The 14,038-nt window shown below is 35.4% G+C and carries 13 protein-coding genes and 1 CRISPR repeat array; all 13 genes read right to left on the bottom strand.

The window, feature by feature from the left end; translation table 11 throughout:
• Positions 1–216: 216 nt before the first annotated feature.
• The 13 genes from I589_RS00780 to I589_RS00710 all read right to left on the bottom strand — a co-directional run bounded on the left by I589_RS00780 (position 217) and on the right by I589_RS00710 (position 14,038).
• Positions 217–1,245 carry an AraC family transcriptional regulator gene (locus I589_RS00780; protein WP_010770052.1) on the bottom strand — a complete coding sequence of 343 codons (1,029 nt, stop codon included), beginning with the start codon at positions 1,243–1,245 and terminating at the stop codon, positions 217–219.
• A gap of 481 nt (positions 1,246–1,726) precedes the next feature.
• Positions 1,727–2,176: a hypothetical protein gene (locus I589_RS00770; RefSeq protein ID WP_010770053.1), complete on the bottom strand. Its 450-nt coding sequence runs from the start codon at positions 2,174–2,176 to the stop codon at positions 1,727–1,729.
• A 399-nt stretch (positions 2,177–2,575) separates the two neighbouring features.
• Entirely contained in the window at positions 2,576–3,340 is a 765-nt protein-coding gene (locus tag I589_RS00760) for a MurR/RpiR family transcriptional regulator (RefSeq protein ID WP_010770054.1), read from the bottom strand.
• Positions 3,341–3,466: 126 nt separating this feature from the next.
• Entirely contained in the window at positions 3,467–4,804 is a 1,338-nt protein-coding gene (locus I589_RS00755; protein ID WP_010770055.1) for a 6-phospho-alpha-glucosidase, read from the bottom strand.
• Between the two features lie 35 nt (positions 4,805–4,839).
• Positions 4,840–6,393 carry a PTS transporter subunit EIIC gene (locus tag I589_RS00750; RefSeq protein ID WP_010770056.1) on the bottom strand — a complete coding sequence of 518 codons (1,554 nt, stop codon included), beginning with the start codon at positions 6,391–6,393 and terminating at the stop codon, positions 4,840–4,842.
• Between the two features lie 186 nt (positions 6,394–6,579).
• On the bottom strand, positions 6,580–7,053 hold the full coding sequence (locus tag I589_RS00745) for a PTS sugar transporter subunit IIA (RefSeq protein ID WP_010770057.1): 474 nt from the start codon (positions 7,051–7,053) through the stop codon (positions 6,580–6,582).
• A gap of 686 nt (positions 7,054–7,739) precedes the next feature.
• On the bottom strand, positions 7,740–8,342 hold the full coding sequence (locus tag I589_RS18740) for a CPBP family glutamic-type intramembrane protease (protein ID WP_010770058.1): 603 nt from the start codon (positions 8,340–8,342) through the stop codon (positions 7,740–7,742).
• A gap of 320 nt (positions 8,343–8,662) precedes the next feature.
• Positions 8,663–8,962: a CRISPR direct-repeat array (repeat unit 36 nt; unit sequence GTTTTGGAAGCATTCAATTCAACATGGCTCTAAAAC).
• Between the two features lie 297 nt (positions 8,963–9,259).
• A complete protein-coding gene (locus I589_RS00735; RefSeq protein ID WP_010770059.1) occupies positions 9,260–9,574 on the bottom strand; it encodes a PTS lactose/cellobiose transporter subunit IIA in 315 nt (104 codons plus the stop codon).
• A 26-nt stretch (positions 9,575–9,600) separates the two neighbouring features.
• On the bottom strand, positions 9,601–10,701 hold the full coding sequence (locus I589_RS00730; RefSeq protein ID WP_010770060.1) for a M42 family metallopeptidase: 1,101 nt from the start codon (positions 10,699–10,701) through the stop codon (positions 9,601–9,603).
• Between the two features lie 14 nt (positions 10,702–10,715).
• Positions 10,716–11,774 carry a M42 family metallopeptidase gene (locus I589_RS00725; protein WP_034684215.1) on the bottom strand — a complete coding sequence of 353 codons (1,059 nt, stop codon included), beginning with the start codon at positions 11,772–11,774 and terminating at the stop codon, positions 10,716–10,718.
• Between the two features lie 26 nt (positions 11,775–11,800).
• On the bottom strand, positions 11,801–12,322 hold the full coding sequence (locus I589_RS00720) for a GrdB-related putative oxidoreductase (protein WP_010770062.1): 522 nt from the start codon (positions 12,320–12,322) through the stop codon (positions 11,801–11,803).
• Positions 12,323–12,335: 13 nt separating this feature from the next.
• Complete coding sequence (locus tag I589_RS00715; RefSeq protein ID WP_010770063.1) at positions 12,336–13,679, bottom strand: PTS sugar transporter subunit IIC; 1,344 nt, start codon at positions 13,677–13,679, stop codon at positions 12,336–12,338.
• 26 nt (positions 13,680–13,705) lie between these two features.
• On the bottom strand, positions 13,706–14,038 hold the full coding sequence (locus I589_RS00710) for a PTS sugar transporter subunit IIB (protein ID WP_010770064.1): 333 nt from the start codon (positions 14,036–14,038) through the stop codon (positions 13,706–13,708).

The following is a 14,038-nucleotide window of genomic DNA, read 5'->3' as shown; positions in this document are numbered from 1 at the left end:
AAATTCCTTATCCTTTTTTTGTGTAAACTTTCTCAAATCCAGCAAAAATATTGAAAATAAAAACAAAAATAGGGTAACGAAAATCCATTACCCATCAAATTTGTATCCGTTTTCTAAATAAATTCGGAACAAAAAAAAAGATAGCTAATTTTTATCATTTCTAAATATCAACTATCTTTTTCATTCTATTCTAACGTCTATCATTTATATACAAATCTAGGCATCTGAAACAATATGCTTTAAATTGCTGACCAAATTTATATATTGTTTTTCATACGTTTTATAATTGCAGATTTCACAAGGATTCTGATCATAAACTTGATTTTTTTCTTGCTCAACAAACACATGAATTTTTTCTAAAATACTGTTAAAGGTTGCTTCATCCAGCTGATTTTTAAAATTTTGATCCGTAATGAGAAGATCTGGACTAATTTGTTTGCGGTAATCAGAGGGCGTTGTGCCAAAATGTTTTTTGAACATCTTATTAAATGCTTTTATGTCATTAAAACCTGTCTCATAAGATATTTCTCCGATTTTTTTATCCGTTATAGCGAGGCTGCGAAGTGCCTGCTGCAAACGACAACGGGTCAAGTATTCATAAAAATTAATGCCCAACTCTGTTTTAAACATTTTTGATAAATAAGAAGTGGAATAATTACATTGTGCTGCCAGCTGCTCTAAAGTCAATTCATTTCTAAAATTGTTCTCTATGTATTCAATTGCAGAATCTAAAAAAGCTCTTTTTTGTCCTAAAGAAAACTCTCGACTTTCTTTTTGGGAAAGGACGAAAAAATCTAAAATTTTCTCCGTAATTCTATAGAAAAGAGCATTCATTTTAAACTGACTCACTCCTTCTAAAGTAAATATCTGCATTTGTGCTAAATCGTAGCGAAGCTCATCATAAATAGGATTCTTCTTTTCAGCACTTGAATTTAAATGGAATTTTCCTTTACTCAAATCAATTCCTTGAGACAAGAAAAAATCAGGTGAGATATGGACTCTCATTGCCACGCTTTCAGGAATCACCGCGAACGTTGCATGCCCGCAATTGGAATTAATAAGATACAAATCGCCCTCTTCTAGAGTACAGACTTCCCCATTCACATTTACTTCAATTTTCCCTTCCAATAACCAAATTAACTCTAATTCATAATGCCAGTTGTAGTGATAACTCCCAATTTTATAAATCAGTTCATCAAATGTTATCGCAGCTCCGTCACTTTTATAAGTCTTCAAAAGTTCCATATGTCCCACCCCTTAATGTTTATATATTCAAAAACATGTCAAATCCTTGTACAACTAGGGAAAATTTTCAACTAGCCAAAAGGGAAAATAGCCCTCGCCAAGGGGCTCAAGAACCCCCTTTCTTCTCATTCATCATAAACTATTCTTTAGAAAATGTGTAGAATAATTCAAAAAAAGGAGATTTTAAATAAAAAAATCAGTACTAGCTTCCTCATTTTTCTATCAAATAGGCTTAAATCCATCAGTTCGGAAAACTACAGGAAAAGATACTGGTTCGTTTTAGATACTTTTTTTCATAAAGCTCTTACTTTCATTGCAAGTAGTTCATTTTCTTCCAATGCCCCAGCAGTTGTTTCTATGGACACTTTATTCTTTTGGATATATAAAACACTCCCAACGTAGAAGATTAGAAATTTTTGCTTTCCAATGTTTACTATGTTGGGAGTATATCCATATACCTTATTTGTTGATTGTTTCGTTTTTATCCAAACCCGTGATTTACAACTTTCCAATCACTAGTTTTATCTTTTCTAACTAAATAGACCCTCATGTCCTCTCTATTTGTTAAAGAGGTGGGGGATTCTAAAAAGGGGACACTTGAATAGATATTTATGTAAAGAACCATCACATTACGTGGTTTTGAATTAAACCCTTTTTCATATTGGGTATCAGTCACTAGAACCTCATTAGAAGCTTTTTCATCATACGATATATCAGTGATTGTGCTCTCGGGTTCACTTTCTTTAAAATAAAAAATTGTTTGGTCTATCGCTTCTCTCACCTCAGAAACTGTAAATTCTTCAGAACGCCCGACAGAAATATTAATTTTTTTTGCATAATAATGTTTTATTAAGAAAAAGGAAGTTACTAGAAAAATAAGAGAAAATAGTAAGACCCACTTATATTTATTTTTAGATACTCTATTCATCATATCCCCCTCATAGTAAAGAAATTATCGGCAGATATATCATGTGAATGAAAAGATGTACTCCAGAAATCATTAGTATGTCCTATAATACAGAGTCTTCCATTGCGTTTAGCATTACAGTAGCGCTCATTTACAAAAGAAAAAGATAACCGCAGCATTCCACCGTTTAAAAGACGTTTCATACATAGCACTCCTTTTTTAGACAAAGTAATCAAGAAAATCGGTTTCTTACTCACAAAGTATTTAAATTTAGAATAGCACGCGAAAATATTAATATCAATTTATTTTCTTATTTAGTGATAAATATATCCTTCATTTTTCCACCTAAGCACTATTTCTTACGAACGCTCTTTTAAGTAGCGGCTGCCTAATCATTAGATTAGTGAATCAGTTAGCTAGTCTCTAGTTTTCTTGACAATAATCGACGTATCCAAAAGCAAAAGCCTCTATCAGCAAGAAGAAAGAAGAGGAAGTTTGCAACCACCAATCAGTGGGATTTGGGCTTCGGCTACTAGATGCATATAAGGAGTAATCTGCTCTGCCAGATAACAAATTATTTTGCATATTCGTAATTGAAACAATGGTCGAGCGGTGAGTTGAAAGAACATTTAGCACATTCAAAAGATGCTGATTTTCACCTGATAATGACAACACAAAAATCAAATCCTCCTCTGTAATATTCTCGACAATTCGTTTAAATTCATTGGATTGCGAAGAGGCTGGAATCATTTGTGCAGGTTTGCCGATTAACAACAACAACCGCTGTAATTCTGCTGCTTGATTTTGTTGCGTAACACCGGTTCCTAGTAAGTACACATTTCGGCTTTTTTTCAGCGCCTGATATATATTTTCCCACTTATTATCTTCAAGGTACTTTATCGTTTTCTCCGCATCAGAAAAAATTCTTTTCTTGAATGCTGCCTCTTTTGTTACATCATTGGGGCGACTTTGCCACTTTAAAAAATTTCGCAATTCACTAAAACCAGTAAAACCCAGCTTCTGTGTAAAACGAATGACTGATGATTTTGAAGAATGACAAACCTTCGCAAAATCATTCGTGCTCATCGAAATCATTTCTTTAGGATGTTCATGAATATACGCCACCATTTGAAGGTCAACTTCATTTAAATTTTCATAATGTTGATTGACAATATCAGAAAAAAGCATCGCCATCCTCCTTACAGTTTCTTTTTATTTTACCCCATAAAAAAACAAATTCAACTCATCTAAAATAAGCTTAAGGAAAAAAGCATCAATGATTGTTGCCAACCATCAATACTTTTTTCACAAAATTTAATTTAATTCTGGCCACCACTCTGTGTTTGCTTCAATCATTTCATCTAAAATTTGCTTAGCTACAGAAGCTGAAGGGACTGTCTTAGATAAAGTCATAGCTTGCCATAATTTTTGATAAGATTTTTCTTCAAATGCATCAACAACTAATTTTTCAACAGCAACCTGCTGCTCAATCATTCCTTTTTGGAAATGTGGAATTTTCCCCATACATAACGGTTCATACCCACGTTTGCTGACAATACAAGGAACTTCTACCATTGCATCATCATCAAGATTAGCAATAGCTCCTTCATTTTTGACAATCAATAACATCCGCTCATACGTATTGTACGCAAGTGCTCCAGCTAATTGAACAATAAATTCTGCATGCTCTCCAGCCTCAATGGTTGTATCCTCAGCAGTTTGTGCTGCAGCAATTCTTTCACATTCAGCGAACACATTTTTCTCACGATTGTCCATAACCTCATTAGCACGCGTATAATTAGGATTCGCATGTGCAACAACGTAATCAGGATATAAATAGTACTTCAGATAGGTGTTAGGAACGGTCGTTGGATCAATGGCATACACGTCTTTTGCTTTTTGAAAGGTATCCATCCAGCTGCTTTCTTCTAACAATGGATTTTCTTCATCTCCAGCTGCAGCATAGCCATATTTAGCAACATGTTCTTTCAATTTTGGCACCAAATCATTTCCTTGTTTGTCCGTCATTTCTGTCCACCAGCCAAAATGATTCAACCCGTAATAACGGTCAACAATTTCACTTTCACTCTCTAGTCCAACAATATCTGCAATCGATTTTTTAATCGCAACTGGCATGTCACAAATATTGATTATTTTTGCATTAGGACGCATTCTTCTTGTCGCTTCAGCCACGATTGCCGCTGGATTAGAATAATTAAGCATCCAAGCATTTGGTGAATATTTTTCCATATAATCAATCAATTCGATTACACCAGGAATTGAGCGCATTCCATAGGCCATCCCTCCCGGTCCACAGGTTTCTTGACCGACAACACCATATTTTAACGGGATTTTTTCATCCTTTTCGCGCATGGATAATCCCCCAACACGAATATGAGCCATCACAAAATCAACATCCGTAAACGCTTCTTCTGGGTCAGTTGTCGCTAAAAATTCAATTTCAGGCGCACGTTCCTTAACAATTACTTCGCATGCTCTAGCAACAATACTCTGACGCTCTTCATTATTATCGTAAAATTTTAACTTGCGTAATGGAAATTTATCCTGATTTTCAATAAGCATCATGACAATCCCTGCAGTATAGGTACTTCCTCCACCTGCAATTACAACTGACTGTTTTTCTAATTTCATTTTCTTCTTCCTTTCAACTATAAAAACTTCATTTTTTATGACTCATTTATACCCAATTTTTCACAGATATCATCCTTAAATACTTGAACACCCATACCAATGATTACTTGTACATTTGTTCCATTTAAAACGACACCTTTTTGCTGAGAGATTTTTTCTAATTTTGTCGCATCAACTAATGTCTCGTCTTTAACGGTCACCCGAAGTCTAGTAAAACAATTAGAAATATTCTCAATATTTTCTTTTCCACCCAATCCTGTGACAACCAAATCAAAATCATTATTGGCATCAGGCACAAACTCTCCGCTAGGAATATTGGCTAAAACTGCTTCTTCTACCAAATCATCCTCACGTCCAGGTGTTTTAATATTCAATTTATTAATCAATAAAACAAAAACGAAGTACCAGATTACCGTCATAATCAAACCAACAATGATAACCAGATAAAACTTGGTAACTGATGGACTAAAAACCGAATTTGAAACGACTGTATCAATTAGCCCATAAAGCATATAGGTTCTTGCCCCTAGTCCCCAAAGAAGCATTTCTGAAACAGCAGTCAATAAGCTGTGAACAAACCATAATAATGGCGAAGCAAACAAGAATGAGAAATCTAAAGGTTCGGTAATTCCAGCCACTGACGCTACAAACATAGAAGGTAAAATCATTCCTTTTACCTCTTCTTTTCGATGCTTTTTCGCACAATGAATCAACGCTAAAGAAACCGCAATAGAACCAAATATTTTTACAAATCCAAACGTCGCAAAACGTAAAGATGGATCTAAATGAGTGATTGATCCAGCATTAGCCATTTCTGCATAGAAAATATTTGCTGCACCGTTATAGACCTTACCGCCAATTTCTGCCGTTCCTCCTAACGCCGTGAAACAAAATGGCATCCACAATAAATGATGCAGACCTGTTGGAATCAAGAACCGATTCCCAAATGAATAAATAAAAATGCCCAGAAGACCCGTTGTTAAAATAAATCCAGATAATGATGAAATCCAACTATTCACCACTGGCCAAATATAGCTCATGCCAATTGCTGTCACTAAGATTACTGGAATTAAAATCATAAAAGAGAACCGTGATCCACCATAAATACTTAAAAAATCGACAAACTCTTTATCTGAAAAACGATTATGAATAAAGGCGACAATACACCCAACCAGCATTCCTAAGAAAACATTCATGTCAACAACTTGAAATCCTAAGACTACCGCTTGACCGGTTCCAAAAAGACCCATTTCACCCGGCTCAGCTAATTGATTCGTTAATGTTAGCCAAGCATTATTTGCAGCTAAGAAGAATAAAAATCCAATTAATGAGATTAGCGCTGCTTCAACTTTTTTCTTTTTCGCCAGTGAAGCAGATATTCCTACACAAAAAATCAATGCTAAATTATTTAACATACTATCCATCATTGTCTTGATTAATCCGCCAAACGTTTGTAAAACATTCGGCATAAATTCCAACTGTAAAATAACAGATACTGCTAAAAATAACCCCATCACTGCCATAAATTTAACTGGAACAATCACTGCTCTAGAAAAATCCTGCATTACCTGAGAAAACTTATTTTTCATCATTTCTCTCCATTCATTTTATTGAGTATACGTATCTCTTATCCTAAGACTAGCAACTTATGAAAACAGTTACAATGTTTTCTCAGCTCTTTGGACCAAGGTCCACGGATAGAAACCAAAAAATAAAAAGATGATTCATTTCTAACAGGTAGATACGTTTGATATGAACAAGAGGCGTATTTCTATTTACTTCAGAACCATTACTAAAGAATCGCCAGCTTTTACCCTCTCTAAACTTGATATTCCATTTTCTAAAGACAGTTCTTTTGGATCGGTCACGATCAACAGAACCGTCTTTTGCAATCCCGCTTCTTTAATTAATTGGCTATCAAACGTCAACAGTGGCTCGCCTTTTTTTACTTTATCGCCCTCATTTACCAAAACTGAAAACCCCTGATTCTTTAAAGAAACCGTATCAATCCCCACATGAATCAAAAGTTCGCAACCATTTTTTAAACGAAGTCCAATGGCATGACGCATCTTCTCATTTGCACTGACGATTTCAGCATCTGCTGGGGCAACAACCGTCTCTGATACAGGTTCAATGGCAAAACCTTGCCCCATCATTCCGCTAGAGAACACCTCATCCTCGACAGAAGATAGAGCAACAAGCTTTCCTTCAATCGGCGCATATATTTTTGTCTTCTTTTTCAAAAACATCGTATCCCCTCCCTTCTCTCCTCAATTTAAATGGCAATATACTTATACGCAAGGCAATCCATCTTTAATGGACTAAAGTCCATACATTGGCACTCAAAAACAACGATTCACTTCCTCAGAAAGTGAATTTCCTATAGACCGTTTCTTTAACATTCAATAGACAACTCAAAGTTATGGATTCTAAAAAAGGCTGGATTACTATTATTTTGTACACCCAAACTATTCAATCGCTACGCATGTGACCTTTAAAATATCGACTGGTTATTTGAAAAGTATTGCTCTTTTTTATGAAGGATTGCTAAGTTTCATCAATCACCATTATTCGTCTCCTAGAAGTTTTCTAATGACAGATATGAATATTGTTTATTTCCAACTAGCCAAGAACGTATTCCCACAAGCAAAGTCATTGATCATTTTCATATTTATCAAGAATTTAAATAATTGGAGAACATGAAATTTAAAAATTTTTTGATGCATAGGTTAATTGAAATAAAAAAAATCCAGAATCAAAAGAATACTCTCTTGATTCTGGATTTTTTAACTCAGTCATTCATTCTTATTGATAAAGAACCAATATTTACAAAGAATTTTTCCTCCCTCACGCGCATAATCCCTAATGATTATTCTTTGCCATTTTATTCCGAGTCATTATCGTACCTTTTATTACAAAAGTAACATGAAATTTATTATTTGAAGTTAGAAATGAGAATGATTAATAGATTGTAAAAAAAATGAATATACATTGGCAGCAATAGATTTTTTTCTTTCAAGTATAGGATTCCTAAACCTAGTCCTAGTATAGTAAATTGGAGAAGTAACATAATTTGTCCATTTACTACAAATCTATGGGCATAAGAAAACAAAATAGAAGATATTATTATAGAGGCACCATTCAGCATTTTATGATTAGCTGAAATAACTATTAAAGAATACCTATACACTAATTCTTCAAATAAAGGAGCTAAAATTAAATATTTAGCCACTTCAATTAAATTATTCGAAAAAACCGGATTTTGGAAACGTACGTCATTGTAGAGACTTTTATAAAATAAATAGACAACTATGAAGATAATAATTGCTGAAATAACAGAAATAAACCCTAATCTAATGTGATTCGTGTTTTTAGTTTGCTTGAATATATCTTTTCTAAATAGAAAAAAACCGAATATTACAAATAGAAGTTTGATAACATCACTATCAAAACGGAAGAATACAGTTGAAGAATACAGTAGGGAATATATGAATATCCATCCACTGAGAAATATTGCTTTCTTTGAATTAATTGACATAAGTAATCACCTTTAAAATCATCTACAAAAAAGGAAACGTTTTCAAATAAGTGGAATAATTCTCTCTCTCATTTAAGACTATCAAGTTAAGTCTACAGTTTCATCTCGTAAGTTTAGAGAAAGAACCATGAAATTGACATCAATATGGGCATATTCAAGAAATTCTATACGTTCTCAGTGAACAATAACTACCTAAACTATCCTAGACTGTTTAATTTCTATTCACAGAATCTATTGACAATGATAACTTAGTTACATGGAAAATATTCAATCCAACATGGCTCTAAAACCAAATGAGCGAAACAGAAATTGATAATGTCGTTTTGGAAGCATTCAATTCAACATGGCTCTAAAACTCTATCACTGTACAAAATTCCAGCTTAATAGTTTTGGAAGCATTCAATTCAACATGGCTCTAAAACTCAATGTATAAAAGCTCGTCAGTGTTTAGTGTTTTGGAAGCATTCAATTCAACATGGCTCTAAAACAATCAGAATGACTGTCTTCAGCTTGCACTCGTTTTGGAAGCATTCAATTCAACATGGCTCTAAAACAAGGATCCAACAGGTTCGAATGCAAAAATTGTTTTGGAAGCATTCAATTCAACATGGCTCTAAAACCTCGCAGCCATTTTCTTTCTCTGCGAAATCCCGTAATCGCGCCATTTGTCCATAGCAAGACTTCAGTTTTGAATACTTCATATTATCTTGAATATGTGATTATCAAGGAACATTTCCCATATACTTCCCATCAATTATACCATGATTATGTCCATAACGAAGTAGTTTCTTCTCTTATCTCCCAGAAACCTAAACAAGATGTCGAGACAAACACTCATGAGGATTTCGCCCTCAGAGGTGTTTGTTCCGACATCTTTCTTGTTCTATGAATCCAGTCTCTTCTATGAAAATTCGTCTCTATTCAGATAGTCTTTTGTGAATATCAATTAATTCCTGCGTTAAATCCAAATAAGAGATGGCATTCATCAGGTGATCCTGACTATGAACCATAAGTAACGTAATCGTGGCATGATTTCCACTTGCTTCTTCCACCAAGAGTCCAGTCTGAGTATTATGCGCCTCTACTAATGCTGCTCTTCCTGCAGCCATTTTTTCTTCCGCAAGTAGAAAGTCACCTTTTTTTGCTGCTTTTAAGGCTTCTACCGCTTCTCCTTTTGCATTTCCAGCATTGATGATTAGGCCCATAATAATTTGTAATTGTTCATCATTCATCTGTTTTCACCTCACAAATTCTATCGTTACTCCTGTATGATACCAACAGCTGCTTTTAACTGATCCACTTTCATCCAGTCTAATCTTCGGCAGAATTCTGTCACTAATTGAATCGTTTGAATATAATCTTTTTTATGAATCATTAATCTTGGAGAATGCATATAGCGTGTAGGTATAGAAATTGTCATACTGATTACACCATCTAACATTTTGTGAATATTGCAGGCATCTGTTCCGCCAACAGTCATAAAGTCATAACGGACATCCAAGTTAAGATCCTTGACTATTTCTTCCATCATTTCAACGAGTCCGCTATTTCCAATAGTAAGCGAATCTAGTATAGATAAAACGACACCTTCTCCTAAATTCATTCCTGCACGATCAAAAGGTGTATCTGTTGCCGTAGTTACATCTAAAGCAATCGCAACATCAGGCTTAATCGTATGAACCGCCGTTCTCGCTCCTCTTATCCCCACTTCTTCTTGGGTAGTTGCAGCAAAATACACCGTACTTTCATGAGTCCCTCTGCTTAACTGTTTTAATACTTCGAGTCCAACACCTACACAGCAGCGGTCATCCCACGCCTTTCCCATTAAATAATCGGTATCATTCATCTCTCGGAATTGAACATTGGGTGTAATCATATCGCCAATCTGGACACCTAAATCTTCAACTACTTTTTTTGATGGGCAACCCAAATCTAAATATAGATCCAGTGGTTTCATTACTTTTTCTTTTATTTCCTCAGGTAATCCGTGGGGAGCTCTGGAGCCCACTACACCGATAATTTTCTTTCCTTTAGAAGTAGTAATTGTCATTTCCTGAGCAGGCATTACATGTCCCCACCACCCACCAACAGGAAGCAGGTTTACATAGCCCTCTTCGGTAATACTTCGAACCATAAATCCGACTTCATCCATATGACTGGACAACATAATTTTCGGACCCTTTTGCTCGCCACTTCTTTTTAAAATAACTGAACCTAAATGATCGTATTGGATTTCATCACTATATTTTTCTCCGTATGACGTAACAATTCTGCTCACTTCTCGTTCCATTCCACCGATTCCGTCAGCTTCTGACAAACGTTTTAGTAATGTCATATCCATTTCATTGAAGTGATCCATCTATGCTTCCCCCCTCAACGATTTTCTTCTTTAAATGCTTGGATATTCTCTGGCTTGAGATTTTTTAAAAGTAATAGTAACGCAGCTTTCGCTGATTCATAGTCTCTAACATCTAAAACAGAGGATAGCGTATCCATATTTCTTACAGGAACATTCACAAAAAGCGTGGGGGTTCCCGTTCTCAGTTTATTTATCCACGCTGCATCAGAGCCTTCAAATGAATAATAGTACTGATGACTAACTGTATGTTCCTTACAAATTGTTTTTAGCGTATCCAGCAATAAACGATTGGGTAGAACCGTTGTGTCATAAAAATTGATAAGCAAACCTTTTCCTAACTCACCAATTCTTTCTTGAACATCAAGTTGATAATCAAAGGCTTGATCTGTATCTAAAACAATTCCTAAATCAGGAGAAACTAGATTCGTTGCTGTCTGTACACCCCGAAATCCCACTTGCTCCTGAACCGTACAGCCTACATACAAATCAAAGGTTAACTCAACCTCCTTCAATTCTCTCAGAAGCTCAATCCCTAGAAGCGGCGCGTAGCGACCATTCCAATTTTTCGAAAAAAGTCTTGTTTGGCCTTCTTCTACTGAAAACGATTGGCCAAAAGAAATTCTATCTCCTAAATGAATACCTGCTGCATGGATTTCCTGACTATTTTCAAAACCTAAATCAACGAGTACCTCTTTTGTTTTAGTTAAAACATTGCCTGCTTCATCATAAGCAACTAATGTCCCTGAAATCTTTTTTCCATCGCGCTTTTTCAATCGTACAGGCATACCTAACAGACCTGTCTTTTGTATATTTCCTAGCCCTAACGCACAAAGTGTTCCATTCTCATTTATTTTTTTCACAATAAATCCCGGCTCATCCATATGTCCGACTACCATCACACGCTGTGCATTTTTTTGCTTACTTTTTTTGACTGCAAAAATAGAACCTAAATTATCATAAACAATGTCATCGGCAAGTCCTTCATACTCTGCACGTAAAGCAAGAGAAATTTCCTTTTCATCTCCAGCAACGCTATCTATCTGATTTAATTTATTTGCTAATTTTCTATCCATCAAGCACAAACTTCCCTTCTAACGGACTAGTAACAATTTTCTTCGACAAATGTTTCCAGAGGACGCTTATTGACTTTTAAGTCAGCTAACTGCAGGATTTTCTTTAAAGAATCGGTTAAGCCAATTCCACCTTTTTTAGGCATCCTAATAATGGTCAACACTTCTTTATATTCATCAATAGCCTCTACACATTCAACAGACATCGCTGCAACTACAGGGATAGCTGTCTCTGATTCAATTGCATGCCCCACTTCTGCACATAGTAACCCATATTTTTCATAATTGAATGCAGGTCCACAAATCACGACATCTGGCGCAATTTTTTTAGTCATCGCTACTAATTTTCTTCTTGCTTCTTCTCTATTTTCCAAATAATAATCATCGCCACAATAAAGTGTTGCAATAATGTCTCCGTCTACTTCACTTAAATACTTATCAAACATGGCAGCAGAGCCAATCGCCATCTTCTTTCCGCCAAGTGCTAAATGCCCTTTTTCTTTCCCACCAAATCCTGCTTGAATTTGGTCAAATATCATCATTATTTTCATTTTTTATTTTCTCCTATAAATCATCAAAAGAAATATCGTCAAAAGAGATATCTTCTTCCTCTACTGTTTTATTACTAGCTTCTGCTTCTTCTTTTAGGTACTGCTTATCTAAGGTTTTGATAAATGGGTAATAGATGACACAGCCTAAAGCTAATAGAAGAAATTGCCAAACAGCCGCTACCAAGCTTCCTGTAGACAGATAGCCTGAAAATCCAATAGGTGTCGTCCATGGCAAAGCAACACCGGTTGTATAAGGAATAATACCAAGTTTTGTTACGAGTGTAGATAACAATAAATTAATTGTTGGCGTTAAAATAAATGGGATAATGATAATCGGATTAAGAACGATTGGCAGCCCAAAAATAATAGGTTCATTAATACCAAAAACCCCCGGAATAAGTGACAAATTCCCTAATTTTTTAATTCGTTGAGACTTACAGAATAGAACCATCACAATAACTAAGGATAGTGTACTCCCGCCACCGCCAAAATTCGTGAAAAAATTAGAAAACGGGTCTGTAAAAATATTAGGCAAATCTTTCCCAGCTTGAAGCGCATTTAAATTTTCCATCGTTAATACTTTTGTAACTGGCGCAAAAACAGAGTTGGCAACTGCTGGACCATTAATCCCAAAAAACCAAAAAATTGTACAAGCTAAAGAATAGATAATTTGTGCCAACAATGTGTTCCCCGCACCTTTTAATGGCGTCTGTAAAATTTCAAAAATGAAATTATGAACCGTTTCGTAAGAAGTAAACTCAAAACCAATTCGAACAAAGAAGAAAATAACCATCACAATTCCACTTGGAATTAATGCTTCAAATGATTTTGAAACTGCAGGTGGCACACCATCCGGCATCTTTATTGTCCAGCCTTTTTTAGATACATAGGCATAAATTCGAACAGAAACAAGTGCAACAACAAGACCTAGAAAAATACCATTCGTTCCTAAATACTGTAAATCAATTGCACCTAGAGAGCCCTCTACACCGTCCACCAGCATACTCATTGGAGTTAAGATCAAGAAGCCCACAATCGCTACAGCCGCTGCTTGGATTGAGTCTACCTCCAACTCTCTCCCATAGGCATAGGCGGTACCAAAACAAGAAAGAAAACCAACAACGTCAAATACTGCTCCAGATACATTACCAAACCATGAGCTCCACTGATCTCCTAAAATTCCTGTCCAAAAATCCTCCCACCCTGGAATCGGAAAATTACTGAATAGCAGAAATAGTGACCCTACAATAATCAACGGGGTAGTGATTAAGAAACCATCACGAATAGCCACTAAAACTTTGTTTTTTCCCAATTTTTCTGCTAGTGGCATCATTGCTTTTTCTAACACATCAAACATCTATACTCCTCCTTAGGTCTATATTTTTATTGTTCCATTTTCTTTTTTTTCAGCGCAAGAATAGCCTGCTTCAATACTTTTTCTCCGTTCATCACACCATAATCTTCCGAACTAATCATGAGAATAGGCGCACCATAGGAACCAAAATTTTTAACTGTATCCTCATACAAATATTTCACTTGAGGGCCAAGCATAATAACATCCGGCTTCTTTTCTTCAATAATTTTGTTCAACAGTCCATGGGAATACGCAGCCACTTCCATGGGTAGATTATGTTGATCCGCTACGTTTTGCATCTTTTGTGCCAGCATACTTGTAGACATTCCTTGACTACAAAATAGATAAACCTTTTTCTTCAT

It is taken from the genome of Enterococcus phoeniculicola ATCC BAA-412, assembly GCF_000407505.1.
GTDB lineage: Bacteria > Bacillota > Bacilli > Lactobacillales > Enterococcaceae > Enterococcus_K > Enterococcus_K phoeniculicola.
This window is presented reverse-complemented; position numbering and strand designations above follow the sequence as displayed.